20 protein-coding genes are annotated in these 18,499 nt (G+C 68.2%); 7 read left to right on the top strand and 13 right to left on the bottom strand.

Going from position 1 to position 18,499, the window contains the following annotated elements:
- Positions 1–96: 96 nt before the first annotated feature.
- From ADBZ6K_RS19380 to ADBZ6K_RS19420, 9 genes are all read right to left on the bottom strand, one after another.
- The gene (locus tag ADBZ6K_RS19380; protein ID WP_526349639.1) at positions 97–1,437 is read right to left on the bottom strand and encodes an alpha-amylase family protein; all 1,341 of its coding nucleotides are present in this window, start codon (positions 1,435–1,437) and stop codon (positions 97–99) included.
- A complete protein-coding gene (locus ADBZ6K_RS19385) occupies positions 1,434–1,910 on the bottom strand; it encodes a nucleoside deaminase (RefSeq protein ID WP_526349641.1) in 477 nt (158 codons plus the stop codon). Before ADBZ6K_RS19385 ends, ADBZ6K_RS19380 begins: the two co-directional genes overlap by 4 nt.
- A 116-nt stretch (positions 1,911–2,026) precedes the next feature.
- A complete protein-coding gene (locus tag ADBZ6K_RS19390) occupies positions 2,027–3,730 on the bottom strand; it encodes a tetratricopeptide repeat protein (protein ID WP_526349643.1) in 1,704 nt (567 codons plus the stop codon).
- A complete protein-coding gene (locus tag ADBZ6K_RS19395; RefSeq protein ID WP_526349645.1) occupies positions 3,648–4,775 on the bottom strand; it encodes a hypothetical protein in 1,128 nt (375 codons plus the stop codon). Before ADBZ6K_RS19395 ends, ADBZ6K_RS19390 begins: the two co-directional genes overlap by 83 nt.
- A 29-nt stretch (positions 4,776–4,804) precedes the next feature.
- The gene (locus ADBZ6K_RS19400; RefSeq protein WP_526349647.1) at positions 4,805–5,386 is read right to left on the bottom strand and encodes a TetR/AcrR family transcriptional regulator; all 582 of its coding nucleotides are present in this window, start codon (positions 5,384–5,386) and stop codon (positions 4,805–4,807) included.
- Between the two features lie 181 nt (positions 5,387–5,567).
- On the bottom strand, positions 5,568–7,160 hold the full coding sequence (locus ADBZ6K_RS19405; RefSeq protein ID WP_526349649.1) for a regulator: 1,593 nt from the start codon (positions 7,158–7,160) through the stop codon (positions 5,568–5,570).
- Between the two features lie 13 nt (positions 7,161–7,173).
- Complete coding sequence (locus ADBZ6K_RS19410) at positions 7,174–7,875, bottom strand: cysteine hydrolase family protein (protein ID WP_526349651.1); 702 nt, start codon at positions 7,873–7,875, stop codon at positions 7,174–7,176.
- Complete coding sequence (locus ADBZ6K_RS19415; RefSeq protein ID WP_526349653.1) at positions 7,872–9,275, bottom strand: allophanate hydrolase; 1,404 nt, start codon at positions 9,273–9,275, stop codon at positions 7,872–7,874. The genes ADBZ6K_RS19410 and ADBZ6K_RS19415 overlap by 4 nt, the downstream gene beginning before the upstream one ends.
- A gap of 57 nt (positions 9,276–9,332) precedes the next feature.
- Positions 9,333–10,028, bottom strand: coding sequence for a GntR family transcriptional regulator (locus tag ADBZ6K_RS19420; protein ID WP_526349655.1), 696 nt, complete (start codon positions 10,026–10,028; stop codon positions 9,333–9,335).
- A 383-nt stretch (positions 10,029–10,411) separates the two neighbouring features.
- Here ADBZ6K_RS19420 and ADBZ6K_RS19425 point away from each other — a divergent pair, with 383 nt between their 5' ends.
- The 5 genes from ADBZ6K_RS19425 (at position 10,412) to ADBZ6K_RS19445 (ending at position 13,687) form a co-directional block, all read left to right on the top strand.
- Entirely contained in the window at positions 10,412–10,705 is a 294-nt protein-coding gene (locus ADBZ6K_RS19425) for a hypothetical protein (RefSeq protein WP_526349657.1), read from the top strand.
- A 24-nt stretch (positions 10,706–10,729) separates the two neighbouring features.
- Positions 10,730–12,481, top strand: a complete 1,752-nt coding sequence (locus ADBZ6K_RS19430) for a S8 family peptidase (protein ID WP_526349659.1) — start codon at positions 10,730–10,732, stop codon at positions 12,479–12,481.
- A gap of 18 nt (positions 12,482–12,499) precedes the next feature.
- Entirely contained in the window at positions 12,500–12,754 is a 255-nt protein-coding gene (locus tag ADBZ6K_RS19435; RefSeq protein ID WP_526349661.1) for a hypothetical protein, read from the top strand.
- Positions 12,755–12,764: 10 nt separating this feature from the next.
- Complete coding sequence (locus ADBZ6K_RS19440; protein WP_526349663.1) at positions 12,765–13,064, top strand: hypothetical protein; 300 nt, start codon at positions 12,765–12,767, stop codon at positions 13,062–13,064.
- A gap of 179 nt (positions 13,065–13,243) precedes the next feature.
- Positions 13,244–13,687 carry a TIGR03618 family F420-dependent PPOX class oxidoreductase gene (locus tag ADBZ6K_RS19445; protein WP_526349665.1) on the top strand — a complete coding sequence of 148 codons (444 nt, stop codon included), beginning with the start codon at positions 13,244–13,246 and terminating at the stop codon, positions 13,685–13,687.
- 37 nt (positions 13,688–13,724) lie between these two features.
- Here the strand turns inward: ADBZ6K_RS19445 and ADBZ6K_RS19450 are convergent, their stop codons facing one another.
- Together ADBZ6K_RS19450 and ADBZ6K_RS19455 are read right to left on the bottom strand one after the other, a co-directional pair.
- Positions 13,725–13,934, bottom strand: a complete 210-nt coding sequence (locus tag ADBZ6K_RS19450) for a (2Fe-2S)-binding protein (RefSeq protein ID WP_526349667.1) — start codon at positions 13,932–13,934, stop codon at positions 13,725–13,727.
- Between the two features lie 9 nt (positions 13,935–13,943).
- On the bottom strand, positions 13,944–14,576 hold the full coding sequence (locus ADBZ6K_RS19455) for a fatty-acid--CoA ligase (RefSeq protein ID WP_526349669.1): 633 nt from the start codon (positions 14,574–14,576) through the stop codon (positions 13,944–13,946).
- 342 nt (positions 14,577–14,918) lie between these two features.
- Here ADBZ6K_RS19455 and bfr point away from each other — a divergent pair, with 342 nt between their 5' ends.
- Together bfr and ADBZ6K_RS19465 are read left to right on the top strand one after the other, a co-directional pair.
- A complete protein-coding gene (gene bfr, locus ADBZ6K_RS19460) occupies positions 14,919–15,398 on the top strand; it encodes a bacterioferritin (RefSeq protein ID WP_526349671.1) in 480 nt (159 codons plus the stop codon).
- A gap of 40 nt (positions 15,399–15,438) precedes the next feature.
- Positions 15,439–16,800, top strand: a complete 1,362-nt coding sequence (locus tag ADBZ6K_RS19465) for a type I glutamate--ammonia ligase (protein WP_526349673.1) — start codon at positions 15,439–15,441, stop codon at positions 16,798–16,800.
- 5 nt (positions 16,801–16,805) lie between these two features.
- Here ADBZ6K_RS19465 and ADBZ6K_RS19470 read toward each other — a convergent pair whose 3' ends face one another.
- The gene (locus ADBZ6K_RS19470) at positions 16,806–17,882 is read right to left on the bottom strand and encodes an ABC transporter ATP-binding protein (protein ID WP_526349675.1); all 1,077 of its coding nucleotides are present in this window, start codon (positions 17,880–17,882) and stop codon (positions 16,806–16,808) included.
- A 5-nt stretch (positions 17,883–17,887) separates the two neighbouring features.
- On the bottom strand, positions 17,888–18,499 hold a 612-nt coding region (locus tag ADBZ6K_RS19475), incomplete at its 5' end, for an alpha-amylase family glycosyl hydrolase (RefSeq protein ID WP_526349677.1).

The following is an 18,499-nucleotide window of genomic DNA, read 5'->3' on the forward strand; positions in this document are numbered from 1 at the left end:
TCGCCCGAAGCATCGGTGCAGACTAGCGCGGGACGCCGAATCGAGGAACCTGAGTGCCCGGCCCGTGCCCGGCTTCAGCGCGGATTCAGCGCTGATTCAGTGGGGCGCGATGACCAGCCAGCCGCCCGGTTCGACCACCGCCCGCACGAGGACATCCTGCGGTGGCGCACCCGAGCCCGCCACGATGCGGCCTTCGCCGATGCCGTGGTCGGGCAGCGCAAGGTGCAGCGGCTCGTCGCCGATGTTCAGCGCCACCACCAGGGCATCCGAGCCGCGCCTGGACAGGTACACGTACTGGCGGTTGGCCAGCGTGAGCGGCGAGGTGGTCGCGGTGTGCAGCCACGGATGCCTGCGGCGAAGCCCGATCAGATGCTGGTGCAGCCGGAACGCATCACCGGCGCCACCGTCGAGAACCGCAGGGGGAGAAGGGAATTCGGGACGAACTGCGTCGTCGCCGCCGGCGCGGTCCTCCTTGACGCCCCGATAGGCCAACTCGTCGCCGGCGTACACACTCGGCGTCCCGCCCGTCGTGAACAAGAGCACGAGCGCATGCTCGACGTGGCGGGGATTCTCCAGGCGGCTGGCGATGCGGCTGACGTCGTGGTTGCCGACGAACGTCATCGGCACGAACGTGTCGAGGAACTCGTTGTGCCGGGTCAGCGCCCAGTCGAGTTCGTGGAAGTTGCCGTCGTTCAGGCTGCTCCAGATCGCCTTCCACAGCTCGTACTGGGTGACCGAGTCGAACCGTGACGCGCGCACCCGCGCCGGATAGTCGCCGTGGATGACCTCGCCGACGAACCACGCATCGCCGTATTCCTCGCGGACCTTCGGCAGCACCCGCCGCCAGAACCGGTCCGGCACCGCGTAGGCGGCGTCCAGGCGCCAGCCGTCCGCACCCCGGCGCAGCCAGTGCTTCATCACGTCGACGGTGTAGTCGATGACCTCGGGGTTTCCGTGGTCGAGGGCGATCAGGTCGCCGTGGCCTTCGAAGGTGCCGAACCCATCGCCGGTCCGCTGAAACCATGCCGACGACGGATGATCCGGCGGGTTGGCCCGCGCTTCGAGGTACCGGGGAAACTCCGTCCCCACGTGGTTGAACACACCGTCGAGCAGCACGCGCAGCCCGCGCCGGTGCGCCTCGGCGATCAGGTGGTCGAAATCCTCGTCGTCGCCCAATCGGGGATCAACGCGGTAGTGGTCGGTGGTGTCGTAGCCGTGGGTCCGGGAGGCGAACACCGGGCCGAGCGCGACGCCGGACGCACCCAGGTCGATGGCATGGTCGAACCACTCGACGATGCGGCGCAGCCGATGCTCGGCGGCGGTGGGCGGCGGGTCGGCGGGGAATGCGCCGACGAAGCCCAGCGGATAGAGATGCCACCAGATGACGTGTTGCACCCACGCCGGGTCGGTGGCCCTGTGCCCGCGTGTCCCGGTCATGCGAACTTCGCCCGGTAGAGCGCCTTCATCGGCTCGGCCAGCGTGGGCGCGGGTCCGTCGACGACGACGCGCGGCGCCACCGCGGTGATCGGTAGCGCGGCGACGGGCGGCGGTTGGACACCCCATTCGCCGAGCCATCCGCTGAGCTGAGCCGAGGACGCCGCGTAGACGATGCGTCCGAGCCCCACCCATGCGTGAGCCGCCGAGCACATCGGGCAGTGCTCACCCGAGGTGTACACGGTGGCGGCGGCGCGTTCGGCCGGCGACAGGTTCTCGACCGACCAGCGCGCAATGGCGAACTCGGGATGGGCGGTGGCGTCGCCGTCCTTCACGTGGTTGTGATCCTCGAACAGGGTCCGGCCGTCCGAGCTCACCAGAACCGACCCGAACGGCTCGTCGCCGGCGTCCAGCGCCGCCTGCGCCAATTCGACACAGCGGCCGAGCCGGTCGAGGTCCTCGTCGCTGATCGCCACAGGCCGGAGTTTACGCACGTTCACCCATTGCGCCGCTTCTGCGCCACGGCTGTTGCGCCGGCGAGTCGACGACCGTGGCGCAGAACTCGGTGCACAGGCCGGGCCCGGCGAAGGGCTCAGCCGCAGCAGGCGTCGGCGACGTCGAGCCGGCACGCGCAGGACGCGTGGATCGGCACGTCGGCGCGCGCCCGCACCAGTGCCAGCTGCTGGCCGATGATCGCCGCCTCCGCCGAACGACCGAGGCGCTGCAGGCATTCGTGGTAGCCGTGCAGGCTCCACACGTTTCCCGGATGCTGGCAGGAGCGGCTCAGGGTGGGATCGAGGCCGAGGTCGGCGGCATAGACCGCGGCCGCCTCCTCGACCTGTCCCTGTTCGAGCAGCAGGGCGCCCAGCGCGTGGCGGGTCGGCTGCATCCATCCCCACGGTTCGTCGTAGGGCAGCGTGTCGTCCAGCTCGACGGCCCGCCGCAGCCGCGCGAACGCCTCGTCGTAATTGCCTTCCCGGTAAGCGATTTCGCCGTCGAGCAGCTCGGCGGCGACGGCGAGGATGTCGCGGCTGGTGTTGTTGAACAGGTACCGGGTCTCGGGGATCAGCGCGTAGGCGTCGGTGAACGCGTCGCGCTCGGAGCGGGCGCGCGCGAGGTCACCGGTGGCGGCATAGGCGACCCCGCGGCCGTAGTGGATGGTGGCCGTCGTGGTGCAGTACAGCAGCGGGTCGGCGGGCAGCGGTTCGGCGATCAGCTCGTCCCATCGGCCGAACCGGACCAGGACGTGCACCCGCAGGGGCACGAACGCTTCGAGCCAGTCGGCCATCGGGGGCGATTCGATCGACAGCAGTTCGGGAGTGAGCTGTTCGGCGAGTTCCTCGGCGGCCTGCAGTGCGATCGCCGAGCTGCCCTCGAACATCGCGGAGTACACCACGAAATGCAGATCGTGCGCCCGGTACAGCGAGTAGAAGTTAAGCGGACCCTCCCGCTTCACGAACCGTCGATCAGCCTGCACCGCAGCCAGATTCGACACCACCGAGGCGCGATACTCACCGCACAGCACGTCGATGTGGGTGGGCATGTGCTGCAGGTGACCGGCGTCGGGCACCAGACCCCGCAGCAGGTCGGCGGCGGGCAGGGCGTCCTGCGGGGCGGCGGACATCTCCATCGCGTGGATATAGAGGTGCAGAACGCCGGGATGCGTCTTGCCCGCGGGGGTGGCCAGCGTGGTGTCGAGGATCCGCTTGGCCTCCACCACCCGCGAACCCGGCGCGGGCTCGCCGGTCCTGGTGTCCCACAGCGCCCATGCCGTGACGTTGACGAGCGCATCAGCGGCGAGGGCCTGCACGTCGACGTCGTCTGGGTGAGACGCGGCGAGCGTGACCATCGCGTCGGCGTAGGCCGTGTGACCGGCCTGCAGCGCCTCGAGGTCATCGGGATCGTCGGTGGGGAACCGGCTGCGCAGGATGTCGATCAGCGCCGCTTCGAGCGGGGTGGCCCGCCCGCCCGCGGCAAGCTCCAATTCGGTTCTGGCCCTAAACAACGACGCCGCGAGGTCGACCGGATCGAACGCCTCCCAGGCCTTGTTGTAGTTGGGCCCGACCGAGTAGGCGATGCCCCACCGCGCGATGGCCAGGTCGGGATCCAGCTCCAGCGCCCGCTCGAAGCAGCGGATCGCCTCGCCGTGGTTGAACGCGTAGGCCCAGACCAGTCCGCGATCGAACCAGGTCTGGGCCTGCGCTGAAGGGGTGTCAATCGGCCGGTGATAGGAACCGAGGTCGTAGTACGGTTCGCTCGCGTCCGCCGATTCCTGTGAGGTCGCCGACAGCGTCATGCTGCCGACGATAGTTCAGCGCTACCGGAGCCGCCGGCCGTTCGGCCGCCCGTCCCACCACCGCACCGAGCACTGCCAACGCGCACCCGGCGGCGCCCCAGATCGCCAGCGTCACCAGCGGGGCTTGCGCACCGTTGCCGCCGAAGTACTGAACGCTGCGCAGCATCGACACCCCGGATCCCTGCGGCACGATCGAGGTGAAGGTCGAATAGAACGTCGAGAGCAACGGGCGCCCCACCGGTCCAGCCGCTGCCGCGTTGCCGATGATCACCAGGAACAGCGTGAGCGCCAGCGATGCCGCGGAGCCGAACGCCGCCGCCACACCCGTCACCGCACCGCCGACGGCCATGGCGTAGAGCCACAGCGCGGCGAAGAGTTGCCAGGTGTGCCCGGTCAGCGCGCCAAGGATGGGGTCGACGTAGACGGTCACCGCGGCGGCGAGCAGCGCCGAGTACCCCGCCAACGTGAGGGTGCGCAGCATCAGGGTGTCCGGTGCGCGCACCGTTCCCATGATGCGGCCGAACACCGCTGCGCCCAGCGTGGCCCCGATGGACAGGAAGATGATGGCGTAGAACTCGACGGTCCCGGACGGATCCCCGGCCGAGGCGGGCGCGACGTCCTCCACCACCGGTGTCAGGCTCGCGTTGGCGGCGACGCCGCGGCCGACGGTCTCGGCCGCCGTGGCCACGCTGCGGCCCCCGCCGCCGGCGACATAGATCGTCATGGTGCCGTCGGGGGCGGCGACGAACGCGGCGTCGGCGCGACGTTCGTAGACCTCGGCGCGTGCTGCCCCCGCATCGTGGACTTCGTTGACGGACAACGCATCCTGGCCGCCGATCGCGGTGGCGAACTCCTCGGGTCCGGCGACGGCGACCGACATGTGGTGCAGGGTGGGCTTGGCGAAGGCGCCGGAGTAGCTGGCGATCATGGCGACGACGAACAGCGTCAGCGCGGCCATGGCGATCGCCACGGTGCGAAGGTCGGCGGCGGATCGGCCGGCGATCGTCTTTCGGCCGCGTTCCGGTGCCGTGTGGTGTTTACCCACGGGAAGCCTTTCGTAGGAAGGGAAATCGATCAGGACTGGTGGACCGACACGGACAGCCCCAGCAATGCGGTGACGGTGTCCAGTGCGGCGGTCACGCGGCCCTGCAGGTCCTCGGCGTCGGGGTCGTCCATCCAGGACCGCAGGACCTCCATGAACCCGCCCACCAAGAAGCGGCTCACGGATTCGGGGGACAGGGCGGCGATCGGTGCGATCACCGGCATGCTCTGTCGGGCGATCTGCTCGCAGGGGCTTGCGAGTTCGGCCCGGAATGCCGCCACGACACGCTCGGTGACTGCGCTGGGGATGATGTTGCGGTACAGCGCACGGTGCTCGGCGGCGAAGGCGAACAACCGCACGATGCGGTCGCGGGGGTTGGCGCCACCGTCGGCCGTCGCAGTGGTGAAGGCGACCGTGACAGCCGCTGCCACGGCGTCGTCGCGGTCACGGAAGTGCAGGTAGAACGCCTGCCTGCTGACTCCGGCGCGGGTGACGATGTCGTTGACCGTCAACCCGTTGACCTGCCGCTCGTGGGCCAGGCCGAAGGCGGCGTCGCGCAGCAGGGTGCGGACGCGTTCGGCTCGTGGATCGGAGCTGTGCGCTCGTGTTGCCATGCCGTCCAGCGTAGACATGTTCGTGGACATTTGACCACGATTAGTTAGGTAATCTAGCCCACATCATTCCGGTCCCGCTGTGACGGCACCCTCACCTTCTGCCGAATTTCTTCCCGCGAGACGCAAACTGCCCCCAGAACGGCAACTCTGGGGACAGTTTGCGTCTGCGCGCCGGGAAAAGTCAGTGGCCGGCGACGATGTCGGACTCGTCGACCACTACCGGATCCTTGGCTCCCGGCATGAACCAGTAGATCAGGCACACCAGGCCGAAGAACGCATAGCCCAGCGCCACCGAGGGGTTCGCCGCCCATGACACCTCGGGCGCATGGATGAGGCCGATGAACGACAGCACCGCACCGACCGCCGCGGCGATGGCGGCATAGAGGAACTTCTTCTCCAGGATGAACGTCACCATGGTGCCGAGGATCAGGCCGACGAGCACGGCGCCCTCACCGAGGGTCTTCAACCCCTCGTACACCACCCCGGCGCCGTTGAGCGCTTCCATCCCGACCTCGGACGCCGATGTACCCGCCGCGTTGAGCGCGTTGTCGATCAGGCCGTGGGCCCACTGCGCAAGGTTCGGCAGCAAGGCCGCGACCACCGCGACGGCGTGCAGCCGCGGCACCGCCTGGAAGGCCTGCGCACCGATCAGCAGGCCGATGTAGAGCAGGATGGGCACGATCGCGGGAACCGGGAGCAGCGCGTCGAGCACACCGAAAAGCCCCACGAAGCAGAAGATTCCGATCACCACGCCACTGGCCAGCGAGTAGCCCGCCCGGCCGCCTGCGTCCTTCCAGCCGGGGTGGCCGATGTACACCGCCGGCGGGAACGGCGACCCGAACGCCGATCCGACCACGGCCCCTGCGCCGTCGGCCAGCAGCACGCTGCGCAGGTTGTAGTTGTCACCGGCTGCCGCGGCGCTCTCCACGTTGCTCATCGCCTCGGTGAAGTTGTAGACGCCCAGCGGGATCGCGGTGCCCAGCAGCGGCGCCAGGTTCGCCAACCCCGACATCAGTAGATCGACACGCAGATCGGGGATGCCGATGGCGATATCGGAAACCGCCTGGCCCACATCGGGTGCCGACATGTAGCCGCCGATCCAGCCGATCGCCGTGCCGACCAGCAGCGCTGCCAGTCCGACCGGAATCCCGAACGGCAGCTTCATATTCGTGAAGAAGCCGATGAGGATGATGGCCAGCACCGGCAGGCCGATCCAGGCGACCTCCCACATCTGCGCGGCGGGGCGCATGGAGATGAACGTGATGGAGATCCCCGCCAGCGTCCCCAGCATCGCCGCGCGCGGGGTCAGCTTGCGGATGTAGGGCCCGACGAACGCGCCGATCATCACGATGACGCCGATGAGGAAGGCCCACGCCAACCCGGCCTGCCACGCCTGAACGGGATCCTCGGTGTTGAGGTACACCGGCAGCATGACCACGAAGATCACGATGAACATGTGCGGCACGCTGGGGCCGTACGGCAAAGCCGTGACGTCCGTGCGGTTTTCCCGCCGAGCCAGTCGACGGGCCAGGAAGGTGTAGTACAGGTTGCCCAGGATCAGTGCCACGCCGAGCGCGGGCAGCACGGTGCCCAGCACATCGCCGGCTGGCACGGCGATCACGCCGATCATCAACCCGGTCAGGGTCAGCACGTTGACAAGGATGTTGAACCCGAGCCCGAAGAAGGCGTTGAGATCGCCCCGGGTCCACCACGGGATGGACAGGCGCTCGGATTCGGAGGGCTGAGCGGGCGGGTCGGTGACGTCAGTGCTCATCGGGATACGCCTCCTAGGCTACGGACGGGTGGGTGGCGGTCAGGGTCTGCAATGCCGGGATGACGGCGCCACTGTCGGCGACCCAGCCGAAGATGCCGCCCTGGGCCTTGACCATCTCCAGGCCGACACGCTGGAACTCGGGGAAATACGAACCGACACAGTCGGATACGACCAGGCATTCGTAACCGCGGTCGTTGGCCTCCCGTGTGGTGGTGTGCACGCACACTTCGGTGGTCACGCCGGTGACCAGGAGTTGGGTGATGCCCGCGCCGGTCAGGATGTCCTGCAGTTCGGTGGCGTAGAACGCCCCCTTACCCGGCTTGTCGATGACGACCTCACCGTCCACCGGTGCGAGCTCGTCGACGATGTCGTGGCCGTACTCACCCCGGATCAGGATGCGCCCGTACTTGCCGGGGTCACCGATGCGTTTCGACGGCGCGCCGCGATTGAGCTTGGCGGGTGGGCAGTCCGCGAGGTCGGGCCGATGTCCTTCACGGGTGTGGATCACCATGATCCCGGCCTCGCGGGCGGCGGCGATCAGCGCGGCGAGCGGCGGCACGACCTTGAGCAGTTGATCGACGTCGTTGCCGAGGGACTCGCCGAATCCGCCGGGCAGCAGGAAGTCTCGCTGCATGTCGATGACGATCAGCGCGGTCTTGTCCGCGATGAGATCGAATGGGCTGGGTTCGGCGGGTACCTGAGCGGACGGGCTCACACGGACTCCTTGGCGGCGGTAGGGATGGTGGACGGCTGGGCGGAATCACCCCGGGGCTCGTCGAGGATCTGCGCAGCCAGCTGCAGCGCGGTGTCGTCGGTCAGTGCGGCACCGAGCAGCATCGCGCTGTAGGGGCGCCCGTCGGCGGCGATGCCGAGGGGCACCGCGACGCCGAGCAGGTCGAGCAGGTTTCCGAAATGGGTGTAATGCCCGAGCATCGTGTTGCAGTCGATCGGCCGGGCCAGTACCTCATCGACGGTGAACGTCGTACCGATGGTCGGCACCACCAGCACGTCCATCGTCCGCCACAGCCGGGCCACCTGTGCCTTGAGTTCCTGCAGCCGCTGCAGCGCGGCGAAGGCGTCCACCGCGCTGTACTTCAGGCCGCCGCGGAAGATCTCGCGGACCACGGGATGTATCGAATCCGGTTGCGCAGCCAGGAAATCGCCGAACTCGACGAGGCGCTCGGCCACCCAGGGGCCCTGGTAGAGCAACGATCCCGCGGCCAGGAACGGCTCCAGGGACACCTCGACGATGGTGGCGTGCCGCTTCAGGTGTTCGCGAAAGCCGGCGTGCGCGCGGCGCATCTCGTCGTCGCCGAAGAACTCCAGCTCGGACAGCGGGGGCAGCCCCACCCGGATCGGCGCCCCGCCGTACCGGGGACCCGGGTCGCGCGACCAGGCGTCGTTGTCATCGCGGGCGACCATCACCTCGAAGACGCGGTCGATGTCCTCGATGCAGCCGGCCATCAGGCTGATGCAGTCCAGCGATTTGCACGCGGGCACCAGGCCGACCGTGCTGAGCAGTCCGCGCGACGGCTTGTACCCGACCACACCGTTGAGCGCGGCGGGCACCCGCCCGGATCCGGCGGTGTCGGTGGCGACCGCGAACGGCACCTGGCCCAGGGCGACGGCCAGCGCCGACCCGGAGCTCGAGCCGCCGGAGATCATGTTGTTGCCGTAGACACTTCGCGGGATCGGGTAGGGCGTGCGGGTCCCGTTCAGCCCGGTCGCGAACTGATCGAGGCTGGTCTTGCCGACATACAACGCGCCGGCGTCGAGAAGCCGGCGCACGACGGGAGCGGTGGTGTCCGCCACGTAGGCGTAGTCGGGGCAGGACAGGGTGGTCGGCACACCCTCGACGTCGATGCTGTCCTTGACGCCGAACGGCACCCCGTACAGCGGCAGCGTGCGCGCCCCTGGCCGGTTCTCGATCTCCTCGGCGGCCGCCAGCAGCTCCGCGCGAGGCACCGTGGACAGCCAGGTGCCGTCGTCACCCCTCGCGGCGATGGCGTCGGCGACGCGAGCGGCGGTTTTGGTCGGCGACCCGGTTCCGCTGGCGTGGGACGCCAGAATCTCGGCTACCGACGGTCCGATCGACGGTCCCTGCGTGTCGGGCATAGTTGTCGATTGTCGACAGAATGATGGCGATCGCGGGTCGGTCGTGTGTCAATCGTGTTAGCGATGTCCGACGGAGCCGGCTTGGGCGCCGCTTTCCAGGCCGAGATAGTGCAGGTGGCCGTGGTCGCGCAGCGCGGCGATGACGACTGCCGGGTCGTTGGTCTCCAGCGCCGTCACGATCGCCGCGTGGCGCGCGATCCCGTCGCGGGGGTGGTGGTGGCGCGCTTCCTCGCGCAGATTCACCGCCATCGGCAGCTGCAGCTTGAGCAGGATGGGCTCAAGGGTCAGGTTCAGCTGCCGGTTGTCGGCCAGGCCGACCACCGCGGCATGGAACACGCGGTGCGCGTCGTCCTTGTCCAGTTCATCTGTCGCGGCGCGCATCTGGTCGAGCGCGTCACGGACCGGCAGCAGCGACGCGTCGATATCGGCCAGCGGCAGCGTCGACTCGATGGCATGTCGCTCGAGCACATGGCGCAGGGCGAACAGCTGCAGGATGTCCGAGCGCGACCAGTCCGCCACCCGCGATCCGCGGCGGGGGAGTTGTTCGACCAGACCCTGCTGGGCCAGCAGGCGCAGGGCCTCCCGCAGCGGGGCACGGCTGATGCCCAGGTTCGCGCAGAGTTGCTCCTCGACGATCTTCTGGCCGGGCTGCAGCGCGCCGCTGAGGATGGCGTCGCGCAGCCGGTGGCCGGCGACTTCGACGAGCGTCGCGGGCAGCACGGGGCGCGAACCGGTCGGTGAGGGCGCTGCCATGCCGGTCAATGGTAGGAACTTTCCCGCCGCCGCGCTTCGCGGTCCCCTCGGCGCCCGCCCGTAGGTCACCCGACATCTTCGTTCTCGAAGCCGTTCTCGAACGCCCGCGCCGGGGTGAGTAGTCCCATCCGATCCGGCTGCGGCTCCGCGTGAACCCGATCGGCATGCCTTCGCCGCACCCGTACAAGTCGAGTAGTCGACTACTCACTCCTAACGGCCGTGGCGACGCGAGGATGTCCATGCCGACCAACATGCCGACCGACAGATTGGGGGGCAGGCGATGACCGGTGAGGTGACCACGTGAACCGCCGCGGGAGGTTCACCTTCGCCGCCCACCACAACGGGTTGCGGAGCAACGAGCTCACGCCGGGAGTCATTGCGGCATGGTGAACGTCGATCTGGTGGTGTTCGTCGAACCCGCCGTGGCCCAGGATCTCAGAAGAGGTGCGGGACGCGGGAATTCGGCGAGCGCTATTGCCGAGGCGGTGCGCCGGGCGGGACACACGCTCACGCCGCTGCACCCGCAGTCGGCAGGGGATCCCCTGCCGCGGGACATGGCATCCCAGTTCGTCGTCACCGCTCCCGCCGGCACCGGCCTGGACGCGCTCGCCGAGCACCTTCGGTCGCTGCCCGGCGTGGCCGCCGCATATGTCAAACCCAGGGACGACGCGCCCTGACCGACCAAGGAATCGAGGTGTCGCATGGCGTCAAAGGCCAAGTCGACGAAGCATCCACCAACTGACCGTGAGGGCGGTGAAAGCGCCTTCAGCCCAAGAGAATTGATTGTCATCGCGAAATCAGGTGCGGGTCTGCGCGCCGGCGAGCGCGGGATCACCGCGGCCGCGGCGGATGCAGCGCCGCTGGCGGCACTGCTGGCGGAATCCGGTGCCGTGATGCGTCCGCTGTTCGGCGCATCGGAGGAGCGGGTGCGGGCGCGAAGCCTCGAAGCGGGCATCGATCACGGCGGCGGTCCAGCGCCGTGGAACTTCTACCACGTCGAGGCCGACGACGGGGCCCTGGACGGACTGGCCGCCCGGCTCTTCGAGCAGGAGCTGATCGAGGCCGCCTACGTCAAGCCCGGTGGACAGCTGCCCACGCTGCTCGCCGATCGTCCCCACGCGACCGACGCCGCGCCGATCAACGACATGCAGCCGCGACTGGTCGATGCACCGCCGGCCACACCCGACTTCACCAGTCAGCAGGGCTATCTCGACGCGGCCCCCGGCGGCGTCGATGCCCGCTACGCCTGGACCCTGAACGGGGGCGGCGGCGCGGGCGTTCGGATCATCGACTGCGAATGGGGCTGGCGCTTCACCCACGAGGATCTACTGCAGAATCAGGGCGGGATCGTCGCGGGTACCGGGAGCACCGACACGAATCACGGCACGGCGGTGCTCGGTGAGATCAGCGGGGATCGCAATGCGGTGGGCGTCACGGGCATTGCCCCCGATGCCATCATCAGCGCGTCGGCGTTCTCGGTGCCCTCGGCGACGGCGATCCGGTCGGCGGCGGACCGGCTGGGCGCCGGTGACATCATCCTGTTGGAGATCCACCGGCCCGGGCCCCGCACTCCGTCACCCCAACAGGGACAGCTCGGGTTCATCGCGGTCGAGTGGTGGCCCGACGATTTCGCCGCGATCCGCTACGCGGTCGACAAGGGCATCATCGTCGTGGAGGCCGCAGGCAACGGCTTCCAGAACCTGGACGACCCCGTCTACAGCCAGCGCCCTACCGGCTTTCCCGAGACCTGGACCAATCCGTTCAACCCGCAGAACCCGTCGAGTGGAGCGGTGCTGGTCGGAGCGGGCGCACCGCCGTCGGGCGCGTGGGGCGCCGATCGGTCTCGCCTCGACTTCTCCAACTACGGCGCCAGGGTGGACGCCCAGGGTTGGGGGCGCGAGGTCACGAGCACCGGCTATGGCAACCTGCAGGGCGGGGCGAACCAGGACCTCTGGTACACCAGCACCTTCAGCGGCACGTCAAGCGCGTCGCCCATCGTGGTCGGAGCGCTTGCCTGCGTCCAGGGTGTGCTGCGGGCAAGCGGCCGCCCGCAACTGAGTCCGGCGCGGGCGCGGGAGCTGTTGCGCAGCACCGGTTCCCCGCAGCAGGACACTCCAGGTCGGCCGGCAACGCAACGCATCGGCAATCGCCCGAACCTGCGCCAGCTGATCGCCGCGGCCACCGAGACCGTCACCCCGTGGACCGGTGTGCAGTTCACCGATGAGCTCGCGGCGAACAGCACGGCGTGCTGGTTCACGTTCGACTGGCCGGCGCACTGGCATGTCGTGTGGACCGCCGTCCCCACGACACCGGCGCCCGGCGCCGCGCAGATCCGCTTCAACACCCGCGTGGAGCGGACCTCCGACGGCTTCGCGTCGTACTGGATCTGCGTCACCAATCTCACCGACAAACCCGTAGGCATCGAAGGCCGCTACGCCGTTCTCGGCTGGTGACCGAAAGGAAGTGGAGCAATGCAAGTAGGAGTGCAGTTCAACGGGAGCCTGGAGCCGAACCAGTCTCAGCAGTGGTTCACCTTCGGCTGGCCCGCGGAATGGCATGTGGTGTGGTACGTCATGCCCACGACACCGATCCCCGGAAATCCCGAACTCGATTGGGACGTCGAGGTGGAACGTTCCGACGCCGGCAACATCACCTATTGGCTCAAGGTCACGAACCTGACCGCCAACCCCGTTGATTTCGAAGCCCGATACGCGGTTCTGAACTGAGGCGGCGGATATGAGATTCTCCTTCGAGATCGACACGCCGCCGACCGGTGCGGGTCCCGCCCGAGCGGTCACGGCGATCCGGGGCGACGACGCCCGCACGCAGAGTGAGCCCGTCGACGGCGGCCCCGCTCCGGCATCGCCGGTGGCGCATCGGGGTTCCGACCGCGGGTTCACGACCGACGATCACCGTGACGCCGGCGCCCCGCCCGCCGGCCTGCTCGCCGCCCTCGCCACGGCAGGTGCTGCGGGCAGCGCGCTCGCCGGGACCAACGGCGGCCCGGCGCTGAACGCCGGTCACGCACCCAGTTGAAAGACGGCGCCTTCCCGGCGGATCCTCGCCCGCCGAGAAGACGCGTCCGCGGCGGCGGGGCGTCCGCGGCGGACACCCCGTCATCGCGCCGAGATCGACGTTTTGCAGCACTCTTCCAGGGCGATGTCTGCAGAACGTCGATCTCGGCGCGGAGAAGGTGGACTGGGTAGGGTCGGGCAATGACCACGCTTGAGGAAGCAGCCGCGCTGGCCGCGGGTGAGAGCGGTCTGGCCGTGGTGTCGACCCTGCGTGCGGACGGCACGATCCAGGCGTCGCTGGTGAACGCCGGTGTGCTTGCCCATCCGTCCACCGGCCGCCCAATGCTGGCGTTCGTCACCTACGGAAAGGTCAAGCTGGCGAATCTGCGCGCCAGGCCGCAGCTGGCCGCGACCTTCCGGCGGGGTTGGCAGTGGGCCACCGTGGAAGGCCGCGCCGAACTGGCCGGACCTGACGACCCGCAACCCTGGCTCACCGATCCGCAGCGACTGCGACTGCTGCTGCGAGAGGTGTTCACCGCCGCAGGCGGCAGCCACGACAACTGGGACGAGTACGACAGGGTCATGGCCGAGCAGCGGCGCGCCGTCGTCCTCGCCACGCCTATCCGGGTGTACAGCAACGGCTGACGCAACGACAGCGGCTTCTGATGTCCTCGGCGATCGATCAGCGGGCGAGGCGGGGGCAGCCGTTGAACTGTGACGAGCAGCCGTTGACCTGATAGTTGGCGATGATCGCGCGCAACGTGCGGCGGCACCGACCGCAGTCACCACCCGCGCCGCACGCCTCGACGATCTCCTTGGACGTTGTCGCTCCCGCCGCCACGACGTCGTTGACGACTTGACTGGTGGCCCCCGTGCACAGGCATACGAACATCGGTCGCGCCTATCCCTGCTCGTCCAGCGTCATCAGAGACGCCAGCTTGCCGACGAACAGCGAGGGGTAGGCGCCGAACCCCGCGCGCGACATCCACACCGCGGAGCCGTCCGGATGGTCGATCCACTCCCTGGCGGCGATCTCGCTGTCCATCTCCTGCAGGATCATCACCTCATGCCCGTCGTCGAGGGCGCGGTAGACCCAGACCTTCCGCACGCCCGCCCGCCGGAACCGGTTCAGCCCGTCGTGCACCTTGACCATGAGCGCCGCGACATCGTCGACCGTCGCGATGACCCCGACGATAACCCCGGAGAACGGCGCCGCCGGGGAGACCGTGGTGAGGTCGATCTTCTCCACGACCTCACCACCGAATATCGGCGGTATATCGTCGGCGCCGGAAATGTTGAACCATTCGAAAATCGCCGGTGACCGCAATACGTCCCGAACCGATCGAGGGTTTCTTATACCAATTGTTGCGAGCACCCGGCCGGGTTCCCAGATCGATGTGTAGACGACGACATGATGTGCGCCGACCGAGGCGAGCCCGGAATGCTGCATCGCCAGCCAGTTCGACATCCGGTCGACGTCTTCGACACGGAAATCGCAGGCAAGAATAAGTGAGTGCGGTTCGTACTCACCCATGGTCTTCAGCCTGTCCAATGCGCTCGCCAGCATAGTTAGTGCAGTCTAACCTTGGTTAGGTCAGGCAGTCCACAGCCAGTCTCAGCTTAGTTAGGTCAGGCAGCCCACAACAGGCCTGTCCTTACTTAGGGAAGGCAGACCAGGGTCGGCGCCCGCCGGGTGTCTCCGACGCCGCCCGACTGGCCGAAACCTTTGCCAGAACGGGCAAACCCGCACGATTATCGCGGGGAATGGGAAGCCGGGATGCGGTTTTCTGGACTAAGTTGAACGAAGCGCGACAGCCCCGTTCGTCCCATACCGGCCGCGGCCCCGAAGCCGGCCTTGAGGTGTAAGGAGTGATCCATGCAGGGAGATCCCGACGTCCTGAAGCTGCTCAACGAACAGCTGACGAGCGAGCTCACCGCGATCAACCAGTATTTCCTACATTCCAAGATGCAGGACAATTGGGGTTTCACAGAGTTGGCCGCGCATACCCGCGAAGAATCGTTCGAGGAAATGCACCACGCCGAGGCGATCACCGACCGAATTCTTCTTCTGGACGGCCTGCCGAATTACCAGCGGCTCTTTTCCCTGCGGGTCGGCCAGACATTACGTGAACAATTCGAAGCCGATCTCGCCATCGAATACGAAGTGGCGGCGCGGCTGCGGCCCGGCATCATCATGTGTCGCGAGAAGGAGGATTCCACCAGCGCAATCCTGCTCGAGACGATCATGGCCGACGAGGAGAAGCACATCGACTACCTCGAGACGCAGCTCGAGCTGATGGACAAGCTGGGCGAGCAGCTCTACGCCGCGCAGTGCGTCTCGCGGCCACCCAAGTAGCGTCGCTGCCTGCCCTCGGGAACGGGAGTCGCGGGGCAGAATGGCTCCCATGGCAGCCAAACCCCTCGCCGCAGCCGCCATCGCCCAACTCGAATCGGACGGCGTAGCCACGCTGATCGGTACCGTGGTCAATCCCGCGGGGCTGACGCACGCCAAAACGGTGCCCCTGCGCAGGATGGGAGCCTTCGCAGACCCGGGGCTGGGCGCGAGCCCCGTCTGGCATGTCTTCGCCATCGACCAGGCCGGCATCGTGTTCGGCGATGCGACCGGCGTGGTGGGCGATCAACGCGTCCGCATCGACCTGGACGCGCTGCGCATCCTCAGCGACGGACTGGCGTGGGCGCCAGGCGGGTTTTTCGATCAGGACGGCGCTCCCGATCCGTACTGCGCCCGCGGCGCGCTGGTGCGGACGGTGGACAAGCTCGCTGGTGGCGGCATCGACGCCGCGGTCGGTCACGAGATGGAGTTCGTGCTCGTCGGACCCGACGGCGCGGCGCTGCCCTCGCACCTGTGGGCGCAGTACGGTCTGGCCGGGGTGCTCGAACACGAGGCGTTCGTACGTGAAGTGGGTGAAGCCGCAACGACTTCGGGCATCGCCATCGAACAGTTTCATCCCGAGTATGGGGTCAACCAGTTCGAGATCTCCCTCGCGCCGTCGCCGCCGGTCGCGGCGGCCGACCAGCTCGTGCTGATGCGAATCATCGTCGGCCGGATCGCCCGCCGCCACGGCATGCGGGTCAGCCTGTCTCCGGTGCCGTTCGCGGGCGCAGTGGGTTCCGGTGCCCACCAACACTTCTCATTGACAAGGCAGGACGTTCCGCTGTTCTCCGGCGGCTCGGGTGCGCGCGGGATGACGCGCGACGGCGAGTCCGCGGTGGCCGGGCTGCTCGCCGGTCTGCCCGACGCGCAAGGCGTGTTGTGCGGTTCCATCCTGTCCGGGCTCCGGATGCAGCCGGGTCACTGGTCCGGGGCGCACGTGTGCTGGGGCACCGAAAACCGGGAAGCCGCAATACGATTCCTGGTCGGCGGTCCCGCCAATCCGCGCGGGGCCAACGTCGAGGTCAAGATCGTCGACCCGTCGGCCAACCCGTACCTCGCCTCGGCGGCCATCCTCGGGCTCGCTCTCGACGGCATCGAACGGGGTCTGGTGTTGCCGCCCGAGACCACCGTCGACCCGGCCACGCTGACCGATCGCCAACGTGAGCAGGGCGCCATCGCACTGCTTCCGACCGACCAGAGCACCGTCCTGGACGCACTCGATCGGTCGGCGCTGCTGCGTGCCATCCTGGGCAACGAGCCAGTCGACGCCGTGGTCGCCGTGCGCCGCTACGAGCACCAGCAATACTCGGCCATGTCGCCGGACGAACTGGCCGAGAAGTTCCGAATGGCCTGGAGCCTCTAGACGTTTCAGCCGACGAGGCGCTCGCCGCTGGAAGCGGAGAACACGTGGGCCTCCTGCCGATCGGCGCTGACGCGGATGGTCTCGCCCTTCGCGGGTGGGTTGCGCCAGTCGGCGCGCACCACGATCTGCTCGGACCGTCCGTGGATTCGACTGTGGCCGAACACGAATGCTTCGGAACCGAGCTCCTCGACGACGTCGACACTGACCTCGAGTCCACCGGTGCCGACGATCTGAAGGTGCTCGGGCCGGATCCCGAAGACCACCTCTTTGTCGGCGGCGGCGAGGTCGCCCCTGGCAACCGGGACCAGCTGGTCACCGAAGGTAACGCCACCGTCGCTGACCGGGACCGTGTACATGTTCATGGCGGGTGAACCCATGAAACCGGCGACAAAGACGTTGGCCGGGCTTCGATACAGTTCGCGCGGCGAGGCGCACTGCTGCAGCAACCCGCCTTTGAGGACCGCGACGCGGTCACCCATCGTCATCGCCTCGACCTGGTCGTGCGTAACGTAGACCGTGGTTGTCGCCAGTTGGCGCTGCAGCTGGGCGATCTGGGTGCGGGTCTGCACGCGGAGTTTGGCGTCGAGGTTGGACAGCGGCTCGTCCATGAGGAATACCTGCGGCTGGCGCACGATGGCGCGCCCCATGGCGACCCGCTGGCGCTGCCCACCGGAGAGCGCCTTGGGCTTGCGGTCGAGATACGGGGTGAGATCCAGCATTTCGGCGGCTGCTTCGACCCGTTTGCGGATTTCGGTCTTCGCGACGCCGTTGAGCTTCAGCGCGAAGCCCATGTTGTCCGCCACCGACATGTGCGGGTACAGCGCATAGTTCTGGAAAACCATGGCGATGTCACGGTCCTTGGGTGCGGTGTGGGTGACGTCGCGGCCACCGATGGTGATACGGCCGCCGTTGACCTCCTCCAGCCCGGCGAGCATCCGCAGCGACGTGGATTTGCCACAGCCGGAGGGGCCGACGAGGACCAGGAACTCGCCGTCCTCGATGTGCAGATCGAGCGCGTCGACGGCGGGAGTGTCGCTTCCGGGATAGCGGCGGGTGACTTGCTCATAGGTGATGGCGGCCATCGGGATCAGTGTCCTTTCACCGGTGTGTCGGCGTGGTGGGGGATCGGGGCGGAGAGATCAGGTGTGCGCAGCCACGCGGTCGTGTCGGGTGGAATCTCGGCGGCGTCGGTGAGCGGTCCGGATGCGAGCACGACGTCGGCTGCTGCGCCGATCGGCACGGGATCGGTGGACAGGTTGGCGATGCACCGCAGCGCCGAGCCGCGCTGGAAACTCAGCACGTTTGCCAACGAGGGCAGCCACCGGAACTCGTCGTGCCGAAGATCCGGCAGGGTTCGGCGCAGCCGCAGCGCGCCGCGATAGAGCGCGAGCATCGATGTGGGGTCGTCGGATTGGGCGGCCACACTGCGTGCCGACCAATCGTGGGGCTGCGGCAGCCACGGCTCGGCGCCGTCGGGACCGAACCCGAACGGCGGACGCGATCCATGCCAGGGAAGAGGGACCCGGCAGCCGTCGCGGCCGCGCACGGTGCGGCCGGAGCGTTCCCAGGTGGGGTCCTGCAGGGCGTCTTCGGGCAGGTCGGTGACTTCGGGCAGGCCGAGTTCGTCGCCCTGGTAGATGTAGGCGTTGCCGGGCAGGGCCAGCATGAGCAGTGCGGCGGCACGTGCCCTGCGGGTGCC

The organism is Mycobacterium sp. (assembly GCF_044223235.1).
Taxonomy (GTDB): Bacteria; Actinomycetota; Actinomycetes; order Mycobacteriales; family Mycobacteriaceae; genus Mycobacterium.